General features: G+C 72.9%; 12 protein-coding genes, 1 tRNA gene and 1 pseudogene. 4 read left to right on the top strand and 10 right to left on the bottom strand.

What is annotated here, in order from left to right; all coding sequences use genetic code 11:
• Positions 1-54 precede the first annotated feature (54 nt).
• Complete coding sequence (locus ACOTKD_RS08840; protein ID WP_424888298.1) at positions 55-816, top strand: thioesterase II family protein; 762 nt, start codon at positions 55-57, stop codon at positions 814-816.
• 43 nt (positions 817-859) lie between these two features.
• Positions 860-933, top strand: a tRNA-Thr gene (locus ACOTKD_RS08835).
• Positions 934-1,041: 108 nt separating this feature from the next.
• On the opposite strand, the gene ACOTKD_RS08830 is transcribed toward ACOTKD_RS08835, so the two are convergent.
• From ACOTKD_RS08830 to topA, 4 genes are all read right to left on the bottom strand, one after another.
• Complete coding sequence (locus ACOTKD_RS08830; RefSeq protein WP_424888297.1) at positions 1,042-2,730, bottom strand: alpha/beta hydrolase; 1,689 nt, start codon at positions 2,728-2,730, stop codon at positions 1,042-1,044.
• Between the two features lie 238 nt (positions 2,731-2,968).
• Complete coding sequence (locus tag ACOTKD_RS08825) at positions 2,969-4,186, bottom strand: DNA polymerase III subunit delta' (protein WP_424888296.1); 1,218 nt, start codon at positions 4,184-4,186, stop codon at positions 2,969-2,971.
• A gap of 571 nt (positions 4,187-4,757) precedes the next feature.
• Positions 4,758-8,243: a dTMP kinase gene (gene tmk / locus ACOTKD_RS08820; protein ID WP_424888295.1), complete on the bottom strand. Its 3,486-nt coding sequence runs from the start codon at positions 8,241-8,243 to the stop codon at positions 4,758-4,760.
• Between the two features lie 141 nt (positions 8,244-8,384).
• Positions 8,385-11,249, bottom strand: a complete 2,865-nt coding sequence (gene topA / locus ACOTKD_RS08815) for a type I DNA topoisomerase (protein ID WP_424888294.1) — start codon at positions 11,247-11,249, stop codon at positions 8,385-8,387.
• A gap of 496 nt (positions 11,250-11,745) precedes the next feature.
• Here topA and ACOTKD_RS08810 point away from each other — a divergent pair, with 496 nt between their 5' ends.
• Entirely contained in the window at positions 11,746-12,459 is a 714-nt protein-coding gene (locus tag ACOTKD_RS08810; RefSeq protein ID WP_424888293.1) for a hypothetical protein, read from the top strand.
• Between the two features lie 3 nt (positions 12,460-12,462).
• On the opposite strand, the gene ACOTKD_RS08805 is transcribed toward ACOTKD_RS08810, so the two are convergent.
• The 5 genes from ACOTKD_RS08805 to bldG form a co-directional block, all read right to left on the bottom strand.
• On the bottom strand, positions 12,463-13,989 hold the full coding sequence (locus ACOTKD_RS08805; protein ID WP_424888292.1) for a DUF7059 domain-containing protein: 1,527 nt from the start codon (positions 13,987-13,989) through the stop codon (positions 12,463-12,465).
• A 184-nt stretch (positions 13,990-14,173) separates the two neighbouring features.
• Entirely contained in the window at positions 14,174-14,749 is a 576-nt protein-coding gene (locus ACOTKD_RS08800) for a small secreted protein (protein WP_424888291.1), read from the bottom strand.
• Positions 14,750-14,975: 226 nt separating this feature from the next.
• The gene (locus ACOTKD_RS08795) at positions 14,976-17,366 is read right to left on the bottom strand and encodes a sodium-translocating pyrophosphatase (RefSeq protein WP_424888290.1); all 2,391 of its coding nucleotides are present in this window, start codon (positions 17,364-17,366) and stop codon (positions 14,976-14,978) included.
• Between the two features lie 541 nt (positions 17,367-17,907).
• Positions 17,908-18,360: an ATP-binding protein gene (locus ACOTKD_RS08790; protein ID WP_424888289.1), complete on the bottom strand. Its 453-nt coding sequence runs from the start codon at positions 18,358-18,360 to the stop codon at positions 17,908-17,910.
• A 115-nt stretch (positions 18,361-18,475) separates the two neighbouring features.
• Positions 18,476-18,817 carry an anti-sigma factor antagonist BldG gene (bldG, locus tag ACOTKD_RS08785; RefSeq protein WP_030367299.1) on the bottom strand — a complete coding sequence of 114 codons (342 nt, stop codon included), beginning with the start codon at positions 18,815-18,817 and terminating at the stop codon, positions 18,476-18,478.
• A 54-nt stretch (positions 18,818-18,871) separates the two neighbouring features.
• On the opposite strand from bldG, the gene ACOTKD_RS08780 reads away from it, so the two are divergent.
• Positions 18,872-21,427 carry a DEAD/DEAH box helicase gene (locus ACOTKD_RS08780; protein ID WP_424888288.1) on the top strand — a complete coding sequence of 852 codons (2,556 nt, stop codon included), beginning with the start codon at positions 18,872-18,874 and terminating at the stop codon, positions 21,425-21,427.
• Between the two features lie 40 nt (positions 21,428-21,467).
• On the opposite strand, the pseudogene ACOTKD_RS08775 reads toward ACOTKD_RS08780, so the two are convergent.
• Positions 21,468-21,779 (bottom strand): annotated as a pseudogene (locus ACOTKD_RS08775) (Rv3654c family TadE-like protein); the annotation flags it as partial.
• Positions 21,780-21,781 lie beyond the last annotated feature (2 nt).

Here is a 21,781-nt window from a genome sequence, read left to right as displayed (position 1 = left end):
CCGGAGCCCGAAGCCTGAAGTCCGAAGCCCGAAGCCCGAAGGGAACCCGGCACGATGGACGACAAGAAGTGGATCCGACGATTCCATCCGGCGGACGAGGCGCCGGTCCGGCTGGCCTGCCTGCCGCACGCCGGAGGGTCGGCGAGCTACTTCTTCCCGGTGTCGAAGGCGCTCTCCCCCGCGGTCGACGTCCTCGCGGTCCAGTACCCCGGCCGCCAGGACCGGACCGCGGACCCCTGCATCGAGGACCTCGCCGAACTCGCCGACCGCACCGCCGAGGCCCTGGCCCGCGCGGCCGACCGCCCCCTGGCCCTCTTCGGCCACAGCATGGGCGCGGCCCTCGCCTACGAGGTCGCCCTGCGCCTGGAGGAGCGGGGCACGACCCCCCTCGCCCTCTTCGTCTCCGGCCGCCGCGCCCCCTCGCGGCACCGCGAGGGGGAGGAGGCCGTGCACCGGCGCAGCGACGAGGGCCTCGTCGAGGAGCTCCGCAGGCTGAGCGGCACGGACGCCCGGATGCTGGAGGACCCGGACGTCCTCCGGCTGGTCCTGCCGCCCCTCCGCGCCGACTACCGCGCCATCGAGACCTACCGCGCCCGCCCCGGCCTCCGGGTGACCTGCCCCGTCCACGCCCTGACCGGCGACGCGGACCCCAGGGCCACCCCCGACGAGGTCCAGGACTGGCGGCACCACACCACCGGCGCCTTCACGATCAACGTCTTCCCCGGTGGCCACTTCTACCTCAACGACCACCAGCCGGAGATCGCCAAGATCATCTCGTCTGCGCTCGTGTACGGAGCACCCCTCGGGAGTGTGTAGACTTGGCCGCGCTGCTGAAGCCGGTCAGGCAAAAGGCAGCACTGCCGCCTTAGCTCAGTTGGCCAGAGCAACGCACTCGTAATGCGTAGGTCTCGGGTTCGAATCCCGAAGGCGGCTCCGATGAGGCCCAGGTCAGACACTGTCTGACCTGGGCCTTTTGGGTTTCCGGTCGCAGTCCTGGGCCCAGCCTCGGTCCCGGTCCCAGTCCCGGTCTCAGTCCCGGTCTCAGTTGGAGCAGCGCTGGCCGGCCGGGGGCGGGGTCGAGGTCAGCAGGTACGTGTTGACGGCCCTGTCGACGCAGGCGTTCCCGCGGGTGTAGGCGGTGTGGCCGTCGCCCTCGTAGGTGAGGAGGCGACCCGAGGAGAGCTGCGAGGCCAGGGAGCGGGCCCAGCCGTAGGGGGTGGCCGGGTCGCGGGTGGTGCCGACGACGAGGATGGGCGCGGCGCCCGCGGCGGGGATGCGGTGCGGGGTGCCGGTGGCCGGGACGGACCAGTATCCGCAGGTCAGAGCCGCCCAGGCGAGGGCGGTGCCGAAGACCGGGGAGGCCTTCCGGAAGGCGGGGATCGCCTCCCGGACCTCGCTCGGGGAGCGGAAGGCCGGGGGCAGGTCCAGGCAGTTCACGGCCGCGTTGGCGTACATCAGGTTCTGGTAGGAGCCGTGGCCGTCGCGCTCGTAGTAGGCGTCGGACAGCTTCAGCAGGGGTCCGCCGTCACCCAGCAGCCCCGCCTTCAGGGCGTTGCGCAGCAGCCCCCACGCCGCCTCGTCGTACATGGCGGAGATCACACCCGTGGTCGCGAGACTCTCGGTGAGCTTGCGGGACTTGCCGGTGGCGAGGGGCTTCGCGTCCGTCTTCTCGAAGAACTCGGAGAGCCGGTCGCCCGCCCGGTCGGGGGACGGGCCGAGCGGGCAGTCCTTGCGCCGGGCGCAGTCCTCGGCGAAGGACGCGAAGGCCGTCTGGAAACCGGCCGTCTGGTCGCGGTTGACCTGCTCCGAGCCGAGGGCGGGGTCGAGGGCGCCGTCGAGGACGAGGCGGCCGACGCGGGAGGGGAAGAGGCCGGCGTAGGTGGCGCCGAGGAAGGTGCCGTACGAGGCGCCCACGTACGTCAGCTTGTCGTCGTCCAGGGCCGCGCGCAGGACGTCCATGTCGCGGGCGGCCTCGATCGTGGAGACGTGCCCCAGGAGCTTGCCGGAGCGGGCGGCGCAGCCGTCGGCGAACTTGGTGAACTCGTCGACGAGTTCCGCGGTCTCGGCGGCGTCGTCGGGGGTCTGGTCGACTTCGGTGTAGCGGTCCATCTCGGTGTCGGAGAGGCACGTGACCGGTTCGCTGCCGGCGACGCCGCGGGGGTCCATGGCGACCATGTCGTAGTGGGCACGGACGGCCGCGGGATAGCCGAGGCCCGCGTAGTGCTGGAGGTAGCCGACCGCCGAGCCGCCCGGCCCGCCCGGGTTGACCATGAGGGAGCCGAGGCGCTTGGCGTGGTCGGCGCCGGTGGCCTTCTTGCGGGAGACGGCGAGCTTGAGGTCGTCCGCCCCGCGGGGGTGGTCGTAGTCCAGCGGGGCCATGAGGGTGGCGCACTCGAAGCCGCTGGTGCCGCAGGAGTGCCAGCTGAGCTTCTGGGCGTAGTAGCGGCGCAGGGCCGGGGGGAGGGCCGTCGGGAGGGGGCTGAGCGTGGGGGTGTCCCCCCTGCGGTACGGGCCCCCGGTGGATCCGTCCACCGCGCCCGGTACCCCGGCCGCGCCCGCGCCGAAGTTCTCGAAGCCGGGGAAGCCGCTGCTCCTGCCGTCGCCCGCGTCGTACGCTCTCGCCGCCGCCGTCGCCCGCGGCGAGCTGTTCCCGAGCGCACAGCCCGAGATCAGCAGCGCGGCGGTCGCGATGGCGGTGCCGGACGTACGGAACAGGCGGCTGGAATCCATCGGCGGTCCCTCTGCGTGAAGGCGTGGAGCTGCGCGAATGCGGGGTGAGGTGCAGGGCAGCAAAGAGCCGGGCATTACGCAGCGTTACGAACGGTCGCGGTGCCCCGACGGAGGGTATCGGCAGCTCCGCAGGCTGCCGCCAGTCGCCGGGCCCAGGAGGCCTCATATGAGTGAGAGTGCGTAACCGCACGCGTGCTCACCCTTCGCGCGCCCGCGCCGTTCAGCCGGTTCAGCCGGTTCAGCCGGCGCGCAGGGCCATCGTCATCGCCTCGACCGCCAGCAGCGGGGCCACGTTCCGGTCCAGGGCGCGGCGGCAGTCGATGATCGCCTCGATGCGGCGCAGCGTCCGCTCCGGACCCGAGGCACGGGCGACGCGCTCCAGCGCGTCCTGCATGTCCGCGTTGGCGACCTCGACGCGCGAGCCGAGCTGCATCGCCAGGACGTCGCGGTAGAAGCCCGTCAGGTCCACCAGGGCCAGGTCCAGGCTGTCGCGCTGGGTACGGGTGCTGCGGCGCTTCTGGCGGTCCTGCAGCTCCTTCATGGCACCCGCCGTGCCGCGCGGGAGACGGCTGCCCGTGCCCGCCGCGGCGCCGAGCGCCGCCCGCAGCTCCTCGGTCTCCTTGGTGTCGACCTCCTCGGCGACCTGCTTGGCGTCCTCGGCGGCGGCGTCGATGAGCTCCTGGGCCGCCTTCAGGCAACCGCCGACGTCGTCCACGCGCAGCGGCAGCTTGAGCACGGCCGCGCGGCGGGCGCGGGCCCGCTCGTCGGTGGCCAGGCGGCGCGCCCGGCCGATGTGGCCCTGCGTGGCGCGGGCCACGCGCGCGGCCAGCTCGGGCTCGATGCCGTCGCGGCGGGCGAGGATGTCGGCCACGGCCGCCACCGGCGGCGTGCGCAGGGTGAGCAGGCGGCAGCGGGAGCGGATGGTCGGCAGCACGTCCTCCAGGGACGGCGCGCACAGGAGCCAGACCGTACGGGGCGCGGGCTCCTCGACGGCCTTCAGCAGGACGTTGCCCGCGCCCTCGGTCAGCCGGTCCGCGTCCTCCAGGACGATCACCTGCCAGCGGCCTCCGGCCGGGGAGAGCTGGGCGCGGCGGACCAGGTCACGGGTCTCCTTGACGCCGATCGACAGCTGGTCGGTGCGGACGATCTCCACGTCCGCGTGCGTGCCCACGAGCGTGGTGTGACAGCCCTCGCAGAAGCCGCAGCCGGGGGTCCCGCCGACGGCCCGGTCCGGGCTCACGCACTGCAGGGCGGCCGCGAAGGCACGGGCGGCGGTGGCCCGCCCGGAGCCGGGGGGACCGGTGAAGAGCCAGGCGTGCGTCATCGACCCGCCGCTCGGGGGCGCCTCCCCGGGCTCCGACGCCACGGCGGTGACGAACGCGTCCGCATCCCGCGCGGCCGCGGAGAGCTGCTCCGTCACCCGGTCCTGCCCGACCAGGTCGTCCCACACCGCCATGGCTGCCCTCCGCGTCATTCGCCCTGCGACCACCCATTGTGGGCCACGGCACTGACAGGTGACGCCGGGCGGAGAAGGCACCGGGGGTGCCGCCTGTCCGGCACGGCCGGGCTCCGCCGTTGTGACGGGGTCCCTCCATGTTCGCCACAGCCGGCTGTGCCGCTGCGGCGGGGACGCCCGGCCACAACGCCGCGGTCCAGCGGTGCCGGACGGGCAGTGCGGCAGCGGCAGCGGCAGCGGCAGCGGCAGCGGCACGGTGCCCGGCTACCCGCGTCCAGCACCGTCGGCCGACAGCAGCCCGGACGGAGCGGAGAGGCCCCGCCTCTCCTTGCCGCCGCAACGGCGCTCAGCCACAACGGCGCGGTCCGGCGGTACGGACGGGCAGGGAGCACAGCCGCAGCAGCGGCAGCAGCAGCGCACAGCGCCCGGCTACCCGCCTCCGGCACCGTCCGCCGACAGCAAGTTCAGACGGAGCAAAGAGACCCCGCCGCTCCAATCCGCCGCAACGGCGCTCAGCCACAACGACGCGGTCCGGCGGTGCCGGAACACGCGCGCCCGGAGAGGCCCCGCCTCAGCGACCGCGCCCGCGACCACGACCGTCCTCGTCGCCCCCGCCGCCGTCCTTACGGCCGCCCCGCCGCGGTCGCGGGCCCAGGAGCTCGTCCGCCAGGGTCGGGCGGTCGTCCTCCGAGTCGGAGCCGGAGGCCTCCTCCGCCCAGCCGGGACGGCGGCGGCCCTTCGCCGCGCCGCCCTGCGTGCCCTCGTCGGTCACCCGCGGCATCTCCCGCGTCAGCTCGGCGTCCGGGTCCGCGGCCGCGCCCGTCCGATCCTCCGGCCGGAACATCCAGTCCGGCACCCGGTCCACGGGGTCTTCGGAACGCTCCTCCGGCCGTACGGGAGGCACCGGAGGCAGAACCTCCGTCACAGCGGTGTCGGCATCCGCAACCGGCGGCTGCGGCAGGACGGCCGTCTCCTCGGACTCTCGCGAGGACTCCCGCGAGGACTCCCGAGACGGCTCCCGCGGTGACTCCTGAGGCGCCTCCTGAACCGGCTCCCGAGACGGCTTCTGCGATGCCTCCTCAGCGGGCTCCGACGGCGTCTCCACACCCCACGTCACCCGCTGCGGCGCCGCAGGAGGAGGCGAGACGGGCCACACCGCCGGCAGTACCTCCGTCTCATCCGACGCCCGCACGTCGACGCGAGGCCGCTCCACCGTGGGCGTCGTGTCGGGGCTGATCCCGGTGGTGAGGTCCACGTTCCGCGGGTCCGGCCGGTGGACGGACGGCGTCTGCACCGTCTGCGTCTCGTCGGAGCTCCCCGCCGGAACCGCGGTCTCCCGCTCCTCACGCCCGGCCTCCGACCGCTCCTTACGGAGCGAGGGCCGCTCGACCGTCGGCGCCTCGGAAGCGGAAGCGGAAGCGCCATCCGTCACCGCACCCGCACCGGAGGAGTCCGGCGCAGCCGAAACCGCAGCCGCAGCCGCGGCCGCGGCCTCCGCCGCCACCCGCGCCTGCTCCGCCTTCAGCAGCGCCTCCTCCGCCTTGCGCTGCTTCTCCAGGCGGCGCTCCTCCGCCTCGGCCCGCAGCCGGGCCTCTTCCTCGGCCTGCTTGCGAAGCCGCTCCTGCTCGGCGGCGCGGGTCCGCTCCTCCGCCTCGCGGCGCTTGCGCTCCTCCTCCGCCTGCCGGCGGGCCTCCTCGGCACGCTGCCGCGCCTCTTCGGCGAGGCGCGCCTCCTCGCGGATGCGGGCCTCCTCGGCCTCGCGCCGCTTGCGCTCCTCCTCCTCGGCCCTGAGCTTGGCGAGCTGCTCCTGGCGCTCGCGCTCCAGCCGGGCCTCCTCCGCCTTGCGCGCGGCCTCTTCCTCGGCCTTGCGGCGGGCCTCCTCCTCGGCGGCCTTGCGGGCCTGCTCGCGGGCCTCGATCTCGGTCGCGGAGAGCGGCAGGACCTGGTCGAGGCGGTGGCGCACGACGGTGGTGATGTCCTCGGGCGCCTGCCCGGCGTCCACGACGAGGTAGCGCGAGGGGTCGGCGGAGGCCAGGGTGAGGAACCCGGTGCGGACGCGGTCGTGGAACTCCATGGGCTCGGACTCGAGCCGGTCGGGCGCCTCGGTGAAACGTTCTCGCGCGGTCTCCGGGGAGACGTCGAGCAGCACGGTCAGGTGGGGGACGAGCCCGCCCGTGGCCCACCGGTTGATGCGGGCGATCTCGGTCGGCGAGAGGTCGCGCCCGGCGCCCTGGTAGGCGACGGACGAGTCGATGTAGCGGTCGGAGATGACGACGGCACCGCGCGCGAGAGCGGGCTGGACGACGGAGTCCACGTGCTCGGCGCGGTCGGCCGCGTAGAGGAGCGCCTCGGCGCGGTCCGAGAGGCCGGCCGAGGAGACGTCCAGCAGGATCGCGCGCAGCCGCTGCCCGATCGGCGTGGCGCCGGGCTCGCGGGTGACCACGACCTCGTGGCCCTTGGAGCGGATCCATTCGGCGACGGCCCGCACCTGGGTGGACTTGCCGGCGCCGTCGCCGCCCTCGAAGGCGATGAAGAAGCCCGTGGCGGCGGGCGCCTGCTCGGGGTCGCCGCCGCGCAGAACGTCCATCAGGTCGCGCCGGAACGGTACGCCGTGGCGGTCGTCGGTCTTGCCGAGCACGATGGCGCCCACGGGCAGCAGCAGCGCGCCGACGAGCATCAGCGTGAAGGCCGCGCCGCCGTGCGCGAAGACGAAGCCGCCGCTCTCCAGGCGGTGCGGCCCGATGCCGGCGGCGAGCAGCGGTGCGGCGACCGCGCCCAGGGCCGCGGTGACGCGCACGACGGCGTGCAGGTGGTCGGTCGTACGGGGCCGGCGGGCCTCCTCCGTCTCCTGGTCCAGGAGGGAGTGGCCGGTGTTGGCGGCGATGCCCGCGCAGACGCCGGCGAGCAGCACGAGCAGGAGGACCGTCGTGGGGTCGGGCACGAGGCCTGCCGCGAGCAGCGCCAGGCCGGTCAGCGCGATGGACAGGGCGAGCAGCCTGCGCCGGGAGAAGCCGGGGAGCACCTTGACGGCGCTGCGGATGCCGATGACGGGGCCGCCGCTGAGCGCGAGCACGAGCAGCCCGAAGGCCACGGGCCCGCCGCCGAGGTCGACGGCCTGCAGGGCGGCGACGCCGACGGCCGCGGCGATCGCCCCGGCGACGGCGGCGCAGGCCAGGACGAGCACCGGGATGGCGCCCGTGCGGCCGGTGTCCGGGCCCTCGGCGCTGCGGGGCCGGCGCAGGCCCTCCAGCGGGGAGCGCACGCGGGGCGACTTCGCGCCGGGCAGCTCCAGGAACCAGAGGACGGTGGCCGAGCCGGCGAACAGCGCGGCCGCCAGGAACGAGCCGAGCGCCGCCTGGTGCTGGTGGAACCAGTCGATGCCGGCTCCGAGCAGATTGCCGATCAGCGTGACGGCGAGGAACGCGGCCGCGGCGAAGGGCAGCGACACGAAGCTCGTCCGCAGCGAGAGGCGCCGCAGCGCGTCGTAGTGGTCGGGCAGCGGCCGTACGGCGGAGCCCTCCACGGCGGGCGCGGGCAGGAGCGCGGGGGCCGCACTGTCCTTGACGACGGTCCACACGCGCTCGGCGGCGCCGATCACGAAGGCCGTGATCAGCAGGAAGGCGGGCGCACGGCTCCCCGTCCAGCCGAGCCACAGGGGCGCGACGACCAGCAGGGCGGCCCGGACTCCGTCCGCGCCGATCATGGTCCACCGGCGGTCGAGGGGACCGGCCGGGGCGATGAGCGAGGAGAGCGGCCCGAGCAGGACCGCGCCGAAGAGAAGGGTCGCCAGCAGCCGGGCCGCGAGGACCGCGGCGACGGCGAGGGCCGCGCCCCGGTAGCCACCGCCGAAGGAGCCCTCCGCGACGGCGGCCTGCAGCGACAGCAGCAGGAGCACGAGGAGGGCGAGGGAGTCTCCGACACCGCCGGCGAACTGGGCGTTCCACAGCCGCCGCAGCGGGGGGAAACGCAGCAGGGACCGGACGGCACGCTCGCGGGAGTCCGCGGCTAGGGCGCCGGAGGTGGAGGTCACCACGGTTGGCTGCTCGGCTCGCGTCATCCTGCCAGCCTATCCGGCTGTGCAGGGCTTCCGCCTTTTTGCCCGAACGTACGCCCGAACGAATGGATGCCCCACGGGGGCTGACGGAACCGCCGACCCCGGTTCCCCGGCACGTGCCGGGGAACCGGAGAGGCGGTCAGGTCACTCGGCGGCGGCCTCGGCGGCCGCGGCCACCTTCTTCGCCGTCGTCTTCTTCGCCGCGGTCGTCTTCTTGGCGGCCGTGGTCTTCTTCGCGGTCGTCGTCTTCTTCGCCGCGGTCTTCTTGGCCGCCGTCTTCTTGGCGGCGGTCTTCTTCGCCGGCGCCTTCTTGGCCGCGGCCTTCTTCGCGGTCTTCTTCGCCGGGCCCTTGGCACGCTTCTCCGCCAGGAGCTCGTAGCCGCGCTCCGGCGTGATCGTCTCGACGTCGTCGTCGCGGCGCAGCGTCGCGTTGGTCTCGCCGTCCGTCACGTACGGGCCGAAGCGGCCGTCCTTGACCACGACGGGGCGCTCGCTGACCGGATCGGTGCCCAGCTCCTTCAGCGGCGGCTTGGCCGCGGCGCGCCCGCGCTGCTTGGGCTGGGCGTAGATCGCGAGGGCCTCGTCCAGCGTGATCGAGAAGAGCTGCTCCTCGGTCTCCAGGGAGCGCGAGTCGGTGCCCTTCTTCAGGTACGGGCCGTAGCGGCCGTTCTGGGCGGTGATCTCGGTGCCCTCGGCGTCCTTGCCGACGATGCGCGGCAGCTCCATGAGCTTGAGCGCGTCCTCCAGCGTGACCGTGTCCAGGGACATGGACTTGAAGAGCGAGGCCGTGCGCGGCTTGACCGCGTTCTTGCCGGTCTTCGGGGTGCCCTCGGGGAGGACCTCGGTGACGTACGGGCCGTAGCGGCCGTCGCGGGCGACGATCTGGTGACCGGTGCCCGGGTCGGTGCCCAGCTCGAAGTCGCCGCTCGGCTTGGCGAGCAGCTCCTCCGCGTACTCCACGGTCAGCTCGTCCGGGGCGAGGTCCGTCGGCACGTCGGCGCGCTGGTGGCCCTCGGAGTCCTTCTCGCCGCGCTCGACGTACGGGCCGTAGCGGCCGACGCGCAGCACGATGCCCTCGCCGACGGGGAAGGAGGACACCTCGCGGGCGTCGATCGCGCCCAGGTCGGTGACGAGCTCCTTGAGGCCGCCGAGGTGGTCACCGTCGCCGTTGCCGGCCTCGGCGGCGCCGCCCGCGGCGCCTTCGGTGCCCTCGCCGAAGTAGAAGCGGCGCAGCCACGGCACGGCCTGGGCCTCGCCGCGGGCGATGCGGTCGAGGTCCTCCTCCATGGAGGCGGTGAAGTCGTAGTCGACGAGCCGGCCGAAGTGCTTCTCCAGCAGGTTGACGACGGCGAAGCTCAGGAAGGACGGGACGAGCGCCGTGCCCTTCTTGAAGACGTAGCCGCGGTCGAGGATGGTGCCGATGATCGACGCGTACGTCGACGGGCGGCCGATCTCCCGCTCCTCCAGCTCCTTGACCAGCGAGGCCTCGGTGTAGCGGGCGGGGGGCTTGGTGGCGTGACCGTCGGCCGTGATCTCCCGGGCGGCCAGCGGGTCGCCCTCGGTGACCTGCGGCAGGCGGCGCTCGCGGTCGTCGAGCTCGGCGTTCGGGTCGTCCGCGCCCTCCACGTAGGCCTTCATGAAGCCGTGGAAGGTGATGGTCTTGCCGGAGGCGCTGAACTCGGCGTCCCGGCCGTCGCTCGCCCGGCCGCCGATCCGGACGGTGACGGAGTTACCCGTCGCGTCCTTCATCTGGGAGGCGACGGTCCGCTTCCAGATCAGCTCGTAGAGCCGGAACTGGTCGCCGGACAGGCCGGTCTCGGCGGGCGTGCGGAAACGATCACCCGAAGGCCGGATCGCCTCGTGCGCCTCCTGGGCGTTCTTGACCTTGCCGGCGTACGTGCGCGGCTTCTCCGGCAGGTAGTCGGCGCCGTAGAGCTGCGTGACCTGCGCGCGGGCCGCGTTCACCGCGGTGTCCGACAGCGTCGTGGAGTCCGTACGCATATAGGTGATGAAGCCGTTCTCGTACAGCTTCTGGGCCACCTGCATGGTGGCCTTCGCGCCGAAGCCGAGCTTGCGCGAGGCCTCCTGCTGCAGCGTGGTCGTACGGAACGGGGCGTACGGCGAGCGGCGGTACGGCTTGGACTCGACCGAGCGCACGGCGAACGACGCGTCCGCCAGGGCGGCGGCCAGCGCGCGGGCGTTGGCCTCGTCCAGGTGGAGGACCTGGGCGGAGTCCTTCAGCCGACCGGTCGAACCGAAGTCGCGGCCCTGGGCGACGCGCTTGCCGTCGACTGAGGCCAGGCGGGCGGTCAGGGTCGACGGGTCGCTGTTGTCGCCGGGGCGGCCCGTGTCGAAGACGCCGGTGAGGTCCCAGTACTCGGCGGAGCGGAAGGCGATGCGCTCGCGCTCCCGCTCGACGACGAGGCGGGTGGCCACCGACTGCACCCGGCCGGCCGACAGCCGCGGCATGACCTTCTTCCACAGGACCGGCGAGACCTCGTAGCCGTAGAGGCGGTCGAGGATGCGGCGGGTCTCCTGGGCGTCGACGAGCTTCTTGTTCAGCTCGCGCGGGCTGGCGACGGCGGCCTGGATCGCGTCCTTGGTGATCTCGTGGAAGACCATCCGGCGGACGGGGACCTTGGGCTTGAGGACCTCCTGCAGGTGCCAGGCGATGGCCTCGCCCTCGCGGTCCTCATCGGTGGCGAGGAAGAGCTCGTCGGACTCGGCCAGCAGCTCCTTGAGCTTCTTGACCTGGTCCTTCTTGTCGTGGTTCACGACGTAGATCGGCTGGAAGTCCTTCTCGACGTTGACGCCGAGGCGGGCCCAGGACTCGCCCTTGTACTTCGCCGGGACCTCCGCGGCCCCGTTCGGCAGGTCACGGATGTGCCCGACGCTCGCCTCGACGACGTATCCGGGGCCGAGGTAGCCCTTGATCGTCTTCGCCTTGGCAGGCGACTCGACGATGACGAGTCGGCGGCCGCCCTTTGCGGTCTCGCTGGTCGGGGACAACTTCGCTCTTCTTCCGGTCGGCACTCGGTGTGGGCGCTGCGGTGACGCTGCGGAGTGTGACGGTACATCCCGCCCCCGTGTCAAACGGAAAAAGTCCGCAACGCCACTCGAACGGTAACCCGATGTACGTTCTAACCAGCACGGTATCCAACATCACACTCTTAGGGTCGTAATGAAGGCTACGTCCACTCCGCCCCCGGCGCCGCGCTTCGCCGGACCCCGGCCGCCCTGGCCAAGGGTCTGACAACGGAGGGGCGGACGGCGGGCCGCGCGCCGCGGGAGCGCGGGCTTGGACCCGAAAGAGTCACCGAACCCCGGGACGATCCTTGACATGGCCCTGCCCTACCCGTCCGCCGTATAAGCGTCCGGCCGGGCCGTGGGCAGCAGGTTGTCCTGAAAACGATGTCCGGAATTGCGGTCCGTAAACACGCGCGGGAAGTGGGAGCCGTCACGTGATCGGCGCGGCGTTGTCAGTGGTGGGCACTTCAATGGACGCGTGATCGCCGACGACGACAACGGTGCCGGGCTCGCGACCGTCCACGACCTCATACCGAGGCTGCCCGGCCCGCAGGCACTGCTGGCGCACTGCAGGGCCCTGGCCGTGCTGGACGCCGTCCTCGACCGTGATCCGCGGTACCGGACGCACGCCTTCGCCCCCAGCTGGGGCGACGGCGTGGCGCTGGCTTCCATGGACAACGGCTCGGGCGACCTCTACGCGGTCGCCTTCGGCCCGGAGGGGGTCTTCCTGTACGGCTTCGACCACGAGTCCGACGCCACACCGTGGCGCGAGGAGCCGCGCGCCCACTGGCCCGGGCTGCTCGACGGGCTGCCCGCCGCGCTCGCCGCGTACCCGGCCGAGGAGGCGTTCCTGTTCGACGGTTTCTTCGACGCCACGCTGTGCGCCTGGCACGTCGGCGGGCCGGAGGGGTGGCAGTGCGGCCCGGTCGAGTTCGAAGACGGCGAAACGGACGGGGCCTGGCTCTTCGAGCTGCTGAGGGACGGCAGCGTCGAGGCACGCGCAGAGGCCTACGCTGCGCACACCGCGGACTACTTGGAACGTCCGGTGGACCGCGCCGCAGTGGCGTCCGTCCTCACGGGCGAGCCCCTCACCGCCTCGGTCGTCGCCGCGCTCAACCCCTCGGCCGGGTTCGCCGCCGTAGCGGCGGAGGCCGCTGCACTGGGCTTTCCGGTCGCCCAGTGCAGCCCGTAGGGCCTACTCCCCCGCCGGGGTCAGGAAGCCCTGCTCGACGAGCATCCTGATCGACTCCGGCGTCCGGTCCCGCAGCAGCACCGGGTCCTCGCCGACCAGCTGGGCGATCGCGTCGAGGATCCGCCCGGCGGTGAGGGAGCCGTCGCACACGCCCGCGAAGCCCGCCCCGACGGTGTCCACCTTGGTGGCCCGCCGCATGCCGCGGTTCTGGCGCAGCACCACGTGCTCGGGGTCCTCCGCGCCCGGCAGGCCGACCTGCTCCTGCACGACCTCGCCGGCCAGGACGAAACGCGAGGCGAGCAGCGCGGCGTCGTCGTGCGTGCGCAGGAAGTCCTGCCGGTCGAAGTGGGCGCTGACGGTGGGGCCGAGCGGCTGCTCGACGGGGTGCGGCCACTCCTCGGCCACCACGGACGGCCGGTCGGCGCCCGACTTGCGCAGCGTGATCCAGCCAAATCCGATGCCCTTGGTCCTGCGGGCCTCGAACTCGTCCAGCCACGCGTCATAGCGGGCCGCGTACTCGGCCGGATCGGCGCGGTGGTCGCCCGCGTCGCGCAGCCACAGCTCGGCGTACTGGGCGACGTCCTGCACCTCGCGCTGGACGATCCAGGCGTCGCAGCCGCGCGGCACCCAGGAGGACAGCCGCTCGCGCCAGTCCTCGCCCTCGACGTGCTGCCAGTTGGCGAGCAGCTGGCAGTAGCCGCCGTCGTTCAGCCGGTCGGCCGACTGCTGGACGAGGGTGCGGCACAGGTCGTCGCCGCCCATGCCGCCGTCGCGGTACGTCAGGCGGGCGCCGGGCGAGATGACGAACGGCGGGTTGGAGACGATCAGGTCGAAGGTGTCGCCGGCGACGGGCTCGAAGAGCGAGCCCTCGCGCAGGTCCGCCTCCGCGACGCCGGACAGCTCCAGCGTGAGCCGCGCGATGTGCAGGGCGCGCGGGTTGAGGTCGGTGGCGGTGACGCGCGTGGCGTGCTGGGTGGCGTGCAGGGCCTGGATGCCGGAGCCGGTGCCCAGGTCGAGGGCGCTCGTGACGGGCGTGCGGACGGTGATGCCCGCGAGGGTGGTCGAGGCGCCGCCGACGCCGAGGACGAGCTGCGCGCGGTCGACCCCGGAGGGGCCGGTCCCGCCCCCGGCGATGCCGCCGGCACCGCCGACCGCGCAGCCCAGGTCGGAGACGATCCACCAGTCCTGCCCGTCGGGACCGCCGTAGGGGCGCACGTCCACGGTGGCGCGGACGGCGTCCCCGTCGCGGACGAGCCAGCCGCCGGCGAGGCAGTCGTCGACGGGCAGCGCGGCCGCGGCCCGTGCGTACGGGGCCGGCATCTGCAGCAGGAAGAGGCGGACCAGCGTCTCCAGCGGGCCGTCGCCGCGGGTGGCGCGCAGGGCCGGGACGGTCTCGCTGCGGGCGAGGGCGGCGTAGGCGGGGGCGCCCAGCAGGTCGAGGAGGCCGTCGGCGGTGAAGGCGGCGGCGAGCAGGGCGTCGCGCAGCCGGGAGCTGCGCGCGCCGTCGGCGGCGGGAAGGAGCGTACTCACGGGACCATTGTCGGGGGCGGCACCGGCAAACGCCGAAAGCGGCGGGGTGCGGCGCCGCGCACCGGGTGACCGGCCGCGCCGTGCCCCGCCGCGCGCCCGGGCCCGCCGGCGCCGGACGGCGGCTCCAGCGGCGCCGGGGTAGCCCTTCGGCGGCGTGGGGGCCGGCCCTTCGGCAGCGCCGGGGTCAGCCCTTCGACGGCGCCGGCGAGAGCGAGTTCTTCTGGCAGCCCGGCTGCTTGGCCATGGCCTTGCCGACGTCGCCCTCCTGCAGCTTCTTGAGCGCCTCGGAGCTCTGGCCGCTGAGCTTGGCGATGTCCCCGCCGATGCTCCTGAGCCCCTCGCCGAACTTGTTCTTGTCACCGGTGTCGAGCGCGTCGCTCCGCTTCTTCAGGTTCGCGTACGCCGTGGAGAGGTCGTTGAGCGCCTTGACGGCGTTCTTCTGGCTGGTCTCGCCGTCCTTGACCGGCGGAGCGCCCGCGTCCTGCACCGCGTTGGCGAGGGCCTTGTACGCGTCGACGCTGACCTGGAAGCCCGCGGAATCGGTCTGCTGGACTTTCTTGGAGTCCTCCTCGGTCTGGACGCTCGCGATCGACTTGTTGGCGTCCAGGATCTTCTTCACCTGGGGCTGCATCTGGTCGCAGACCTTCTTGGCCCAGTCGTCCAGCTTCTTCTTGCTCTGGTCGTCGTCGCCGCCGCAGCCGGTCAGCGCCAGCAGGAGCGCCGTACCGCCGGACAGTGCGGCCGCAAGCTTCTTGTTCACCGGATCGGTCCCTTCGATGGCTCTCGGCCCGGAACTTACACGTCCGAGCGGGACCGCCCCGGAGGCGAGCACCTTGTATGCCCCCTTTTAGGACCATTTGCACCAAGCACAGCGTGTCATTCACCGCACCTGTTTCCCGGGCCGGTGGCGGCGGACCGCGTGCCGCCGCCACCGGCCCGGCCCGACGTGCCGGGGTGTCAGTTCCTTACGACGCCGCCACCGGTTCTCACGACACCACCGCCGGATCGGCGGACTTCGCCGCCCGTTCGGCGTTCCCGTCGTCCCCCACCGCGACGCCTCGCCGCTTCGAGACGTACACCGCACCGACGATGACGACGATCGCCAGCACCGCGACCCCGATCCGCAGGCCCTTGTTGGCGTCGACGCCGTAGGAGAACTTGACCACCGCGGGGGCGATCAGCAGCGCCACCAGGTTCATGACCTTCAGCAGCGGGTTGATGGCCGGTCCGGCGGTGTCCTTGAAGGGGTCGCCGACCGTGTCGCCGATGACCGTCGCGGCGTGCGCCTCGCTGCCCTTGCCGCCGTGCTTCCCGTCCTCCACCAGCTTCTTGGCGTTGTCCCAGGCACCACCGGAGTTGGCGAGGAAGACGGCCATCAGGGTGCCGGTGCCGATGGCGCCCGCGAGGTACGAGCCGAGCGCGCCGACGCCGAGCGAGAAACCGACCGCGATGGGCGCCATGACGGCCAGCAGGCCGGGTGTGGCGAGTTCGCGCAGCGCGTCCTTGGTGCAGATGTCCACCACGCGCCCGTACTCCGGCTTCTCGCTGTAATCCATGATCCCCGGGTGCTCGCGGAACTGCCGCCGCACCTCGTAGACCACCGCGCCCGCCGACCGGGACACGGCGTTGATCGCCAGCCCGGAGAAGAGGAAGACGACCGCGGCCCCGAGGACCAGCCCCACGAGGTTGTTGGGCTGCGAGATGTCCAGACTCAGGCCCAGCTCCCCGGACTTCGCGTGCACGTCCTGCACGGCGGTCGCGATCGCGTCGCGGTACGAGCCGAAGAGCGCCGACGCCGCCAGGACGGCCGTGGCGATGGCGATGCCCTTGGTGATGGCCTTGGTGGTGTTGCCGACGGCGTCGAGGTCGGTGAGCACCTGCGCCCCGGCGCCCTCGACGTCGCCGGACATCTCGGCGATGCCCTGGGCGTTGTCGGAGACCGGGCCGAAGGTGTCCATGGCGACGATGACGCCGACGGTGGTCAGCAAGCCGGTGCCGGCGAGCGCCACCGCGAACAGGGCCAGCATGATGGACGTGCCGCCGAGCAGGAACGCCCCGTAGACGCCCAGCGCGATGAGCACCGCCGAGTAGACGGCGGACTCCAGGCCGATGGAGATGCCGGCGAGGACCACCGTCGCCGGGCCGGTCAGGGACGTCTTGCCGATGTCGCGCACCGGCCGCCGGCTGGTCTCCGTGAAGTACCCCGTCAGCTGCTGGATGAGCGCGGCGAGAACGATGCCGATGGCCACGGCCACGAGGGCCAGCACCCTGGGGTCACCGGAGTGGGCGCGGATGGCGTCGTCCCCGATGCCCTTCAGATCGGCGTAGCTGGAGGGCAGGTACGCGAACACCGCGGCGGCCACCAGGGCCAGCGAGATGACGGCCGAGATGAAGAACCCGCGGTTGATCGCGCTCATCCCGCTGCGGTCGGCGCGGCGCGGCGCGACCGCGAAGATGCCGACCATCGCGGTGAGCACGCCGATCGCGGGGACGAGCAGGGGGAAGGCGAGACCCGCGTCGCCGAACGCCGCCTTGCCGAGGATCAGCGCGGCCACCAGCGTCACGGCGTACGACTCGAAGAGGTCGGCCGCCATGCCCGCGCAGTCGCCCACGTTGTCGCCCACGTTGTCCGCGATGGTGGCGGCGTTGCGCGGGTCGTCCTCGGGGATGCCCTGTTCGACCTTGCCGACGAGGTCGGCACCGACGTCGGCCGCCTTGGTGAAGATGCCGCCGCCGACCCTCATGAACATGGCCAGCAGCGCCGCGCCGAAGCCGAATCCCTCCAGCACCTTGGGCGCGTCGGCCGCGTAGACGAGGACGACGCAGGAGGCGCCGAGCAGGCCGAGGCCGACGGTGAACATCCCGACGACGCCACCCGTCCGAAACGCAATCTTCATGGCCTTGTGGGACACGGCCGTCAGATCCTTCTCGGGCTCGCCCGGGGCCGGAGTGGCCTCGCGCGCCGCCGCGGCGACCCGCACATTGCTGCGCACCGCGAGCCACATGCCGATATAGCCGGTGGCCGCCGAGAACAGCGCTCCGATCAGGAAGAAGACCGAACGCCCGATGCGCTGCGACCAGTTGTCGGCCGGCAGGAGCATCAGGAGGAAGAACACCGCCACGGCGAATACGCCGAGCGTGCGCAACTGCCGGGCGAGATAGGCGTTGGCGCCTTCCTGCACCGCCGCCGCGATCTTTCTCATGCTGTCGGTGCCCTCGCCGGCCGCGAGGACCTGCCGCACCAGGGCGACGGCGACCACGAGCGCCGCGAGCGCGACGGCCGCGATCACGATCACCATGGTGCGGTTGCCCTGGGTGAGTTCGGCTGCGAGATGCTGAGTGAAGTCCACCTGTGAAGGGGTGAGGGGCCCCGCCATTCGTCCTCCCTAGACGTTTGGCACATGGGCGCGCAGCTCCTCCGCGCCATTGGTCCACGCGCACGGAACAGCAGCCACGCTCAGGCGTCCTGAGCTCAAGATGGACGGATTGTAGGGAGCGCGGCGAGATCAAAACAGAGCGCGGCAAAGGGAATTGGCCTGTGCAAGTGAAGATCGAGTGAATGATCCGCCGGATAAACGATCTCGGACGGAGATCGGCAGGAGAGATCGAAATGCGGATCGGATGGAGATCGGCAGGGGATCGGCAGGAGATCCATTACGGCGCGGGGAAACGATCAGTGAAAAAACGGCGAAAAGATCGCGGAATTACCGCTGATCAATTCGCGGAAGATGCGGACGGAGGCCGGCGAAGACGGGCGAGGGCAGACCCGTGCAGGCGGGCAGCGGCAGAGGCCGGTGAACGTTTGTGAAGGCAGCGGCAAAAGAACGCCGGCGAGGGCGTCGTCGTGACGCGATCCCGGTACAGCCCGGAGTTACGCCCGTCCGAGGAGGACGGCCTACGGCAATGCGCCCGGTCGGGCTACGGCGCCACGGCCGCGGGGGCGATCGGCCAGCTCATGCGGATCAGTCCGCCGCGCTCGTCCGCGGTCACCTCGACGTCGTCGACCAGGCCGCTGATGACGGCGAGGCCCATGTCGTCCTCGCTGTCGGCGCCGGCGTCCTCGTGCCCGGGTGCGGGGCGCTCCGAACCGTTCGCAGAGGCGAGGTCGAGCGGCGCGGGGCGGGGGGCGTCGTCCCCCACCTCGATGGAGAACTTCTTCTCCTCCTCGATCAGCGTCACCCGCACGGGGGTGGCCACCTCATGGGTGATGTGCAGGCCGACCGCGCGCGAGCAGGCCTCGCCCACGGCGAGCCGGACCTCGTCCAGCACGGCCTCGTCCACGCCGGCACGGCGCGCCACCGCGGCCGCCACCAGCCGGGCGGTCCGGACATGCTCGGGAAGGGCACTGAAGAGCAGTTCGACGGTGGCCATGCCATCCCCCTCGGTCGTACGTGCCCTCTCCCTCTCAACCGGAAAAGGGCGGACTCACGAGGGGGCCGGGCCCGGAGCCCGGGTTCCCCCCGCGTGACAGTCTTCCCCGGCGACCTCAGTCGGTCGCCTGCACCGCATCCTCCACCGAGGTGTGGATCGGGAACACCTTGGTGAGACCGGTGATACGGAAAATCTTGAGAATGCGCTCCTGGTTGCAGACCAGGCGCAGCGAGCCCTCATGGGCACGCACCCGCTTCAGTCCGCCGACCAGGACGCCGAGCCCGGTGGAGTCGAGGAAGTCGACGCCCTCCATGTCCACGACGAGGTGATAGCTGCCGTCGTTGACAAGCTCGACCAGCTGCTCACGCAGCTTGGGCGCGGTGTACACATCAATCTCGCCACCGACCCGGACAACCGTACGGTCGCCTACGGTCTCGGTCGACAGGGACAGGTCCACGGATCCTCCAGCACCTTGCATCGAGCGGTCGCCCCCCATGGATCGGCAGCCGCGATGGCATTCAATCACTTACCGGCAGGCGCGCACGACGCCTTGACGCCATTGTCCGTCACGCCAGTGACACACTCGGTGCCGATGGCCAACGATCAACTCCCGCCGGAGGCGGGCGTACATCCCGTTCCCCGGACAGTCCTCGACCGACTGACCGCCGGGGCCGACCGGGCTGCACGCATCACTCATACGGAGCACTTGCCCCCGCGTCCGGGACGTCATGCCCCCTGGCCTGAGCAGATCCGGCCGGAAGTGGTCGAGGCCGTCCGGGCCGCCGGCATCGAGCGGCCCTGGGCCCACCAGGCGCTCACCGCCGGGCACGCGCTGCGCGGCGAGTCGGTGGTCGTGGCCACCGGCACCGCCTCCGGGAAGTCCCTCGCCTACCTGGCGCCGGTCCTCAGCGCCTTGCTGGACGGCTCGGAGGCCCCGAACGGCCGCGGCGCGACCGCCCTGTACCTCGCCCCCACCAAGGCCCTGGCCGCCGACCAGCGGCGCGCCGTGCGGTCCCTCGCCGAGCCCCTGGGCAAGGGCGTCCGGCCCGCCGTGTACGACGGGGACACGCCGGTCGAGGAGCGGGAGTGGGTGCGCCAGTACGCCAATTACGCGCTCACCAACCCCGACATGCTCCACCGCTCCATCCTGCCCGCCCACCCCAAGTGGTCCTCCTTCCTGCGCGCCCTGCGCTACGTCGTCATCGACGAGTGCCACACCTACCGGGGCGTCTTCGGCTCGCACGTCGCCCAGGTGCTGCGCCGCCTCCGGCGCGTCTGCGCCCGCTACGGGTCCGACCCGGTCTTCCTCCTCGCCTCGGCCACCGCCTCCGACCCGGCCACCGCGGCGACCCGGCTCACGGGCGTCCCCGTGGTGGAGATCACCGACGACGCATCCCCGCGCGGCGAACTCGTCTTCGCCCTGTGGGAGCCCCCGCTCACCGAGCTCCACGGCGAGCGCGGGGCCCCCGTGCGCCGCACCGCCACCGCCGAGAGCGCCGACCTCCTCACCGACCTGGTCGTCCAGGGCGTCCGCACGGTCGCCTTCGTGCGCTCACGGCGCGGCGCCGAACTCATCGCCCTGATCGCCCAGGAACGGCTCGCCGCCGTGGACCGCTCGCTCCCCGGGCGTGTCGCCGCCTACCGCGGCGGCTACCTCCCCGAGGAGCGCCGCGCCATCGAGCGCGCCCTGCACACCGGCGAACTGCTCGGCCTGGCCGCCACGACCGCCCTGGAGCTCGGCGTCGACGTCGCCGGCCTCGACGCCGTCCTCCTGACCGGCTACCCGGGCACCCGGGCCTCCCTGTGGCAGCAGGCCGGCCGCGCGGGCCGTACGGGCCGGGGCGCCCTGGCCGTCCTGGTCGCCCGCGACGACCCCCTGGACACCTATCTCGTCCACCACCCGGAGGCGCTCTTCCGGCAGCCCGTGGAATCCACGGTGCTCGATCCCGACAACCCCTACGTCCTCGCCCCCCATCTGTGCGCCGCGGCCGCCGAGCTGCCGCTCACCGAGGCCGACCTGTCCCTCTTCGGGCCCGCGGCCCCGGGCGTGCTCACCCAGCTCGAAGGCCGCAAGCTGCTCCGCCGCCGCGGCGCCGCCTGGCACTGGACCCGCCGCGAGCGGGCCGCCGACCTGACCGACATCCGGGGCGGCGGCGGCCGGCCCGTCCAGGTCGTGGAGGAAGGCACCGGACGCCTGCTGGGCACCGTGGACGCCGCCGCGGCCCACGCCTCCGTCCACGAGGGCGCGGTCCACCTCCACCAGGGCCGCACCTACCTCGTCCGCCGCCTCGACCTCGAGGACTCCGTCGCCCTCGTCGAGCAGGCCGACCCGCCGTACTCGACCACCGCCCGCGACACGACCTCCATCTCCGTCCTGGAGACCGCCGCCGAGATCCCCTGGGGGGAGGCGCGGCTGTGCTTCGGCTCGGTCGAGGTCACCAACCAGGTCGTCTCCTTCCTGCGCCGCCGGCTGATCACCGGCGAGATCCTGGGCGAGTCCAAACTGGACCTGCCGCCCCGTACGCTGCGCACCCGCGCCGTGTGGTGGACCGTCACCGAGGACCAGCTCGACGAGGCCCGCATCGACCCCGAGGCCCTCGGCGGCGCCCTGCACGCCGCGGAACACGCCTCCATCGGCATGCTCCCCCTCTTCGCCACCTGCGACCGCTGGGACATCGGCGGCGTCTCCGTCCCCCTGCACCCCGACACGCTCCTGCCGACCGTGTTCGTCTACGACGGCCACCCCGGCGGCGCCGGCTTCGCCGAGCGGGCCTTCCACACCGCCGCCCGCTGGCTGACCGCCACCCGCGAGGCGATTGCCGCCTGCGAGTGCGACACGGGCTGCCCTTCCTGCGTGCAATCCCCCAAGTGCGGCAACGGCAACGACCCCCTCGACAAGCGGGCCGCGATCCGCCTCCTCACCCGGCTCCTCAGGGACGCCCCGGAAGACCGGGGCCTCGAAGGTCAGAGCCCCGGAGTTCAGAGCCCCGAAGATCAGGGCCTCGGAGATCAGGGCCCCGAAGATCAGGGCCTCGGAGATCAGGGCCCAGGAGATCAGGGCCTGTGAGGAAAGCTGCCGCCGATACGGCCACAGGGGTGAACCCCACCGCCTCCGGGGGCCCCGCCCGCGACCGCACCCGGACGGCATACGGACCCGCCCCGGCCTCGGCCGCGACCTCGGCGATCTCACCGCTCACGGCGCAGCGCACCACTGTCGCCCCCTGAGCGGCGGCCACCCGCCGAGCGAGGCCGCACGCGGCCTCCTGGCCGTCGAGGGCGTGGTCCGCCGCGGCCAGCGCCGCCAGGTCCGCCGCGCCGCCCGCCCGGTGGCGGGCCACCACGGCCTGCCCCATGGCCAGCAGCGCCGCGAACACCGCGCAGAGCGCCGTGACCGCCACCGCCACCCACACTGTGGCCATCC

Source organism: Streptomyces sp. XH2, from assembly GCF_049725035.1.
GTDB classification, from domain to species: Bacteria; Actinomycetota; Actinomycetes; order Streptomycetales; family Streptomycetaceae; genus Streptomyces; species Streptomyces roseoverticillatus.
The sequence above is the reverse complement of the archived record's forward strand: the minus strand, read 5'-3'. Positions and strand labels throughout refer to the sequence as shown.

Bases quoted from the DNA above. Each gene is read 5' to 3' on its own strand.
- ACOTKD_RS08840 (WP_424888298.1), top strand. From the start codon at position 55: ATGGACGACAAGAAGTGGATCCGACGATTCCATCCGGCGGACGAGGCG.
- ACOTKD_RS08830 (WP_424888297.1), bottom strand. From the start codon at position 2,730: ATGGATTCCAGCCGCCTGTTCCGTACGTCCGGCACCGCCATCGCGACC.
- ACOTKD_RS08825 (WP_424888296.1), bottom strand. From the start codon at position 4,186: ATGGCGGTGTGGGACGACCTGGTCGGGCAGGACCGGGTGACGGAGCAG.
- tmk (WP_424888295.1), bottom strand. From the start codon at position 8,243: ATGACGCGAGCCGAGCAGCCAACCGTGGTGACCTCCACCTCCGGCGCC.
- ACOTKD_RS08795 (WP_424888290.1), bottom strand. From the start codon at position 17,366: ATGGCGGGGCCCCTCACCCCTTCACAGGTGGACTTCACTCAGCATCTC.
- ACOTKD_RS08790 (WP_424888289.1), bottom strand. From the start codon at position 18,360: ATGGCCACCGTCGAACTGCTCTTCAGTGCCCTTCCCGAGCATGTCCGG.
- ACOTKD_RS08780 (WP_424888288.1), top strand. From the start codon at position 18,872: ATGGCATTCAATCACTTACCGGCAGGCGCGCACGACGCCTTGACGCCA.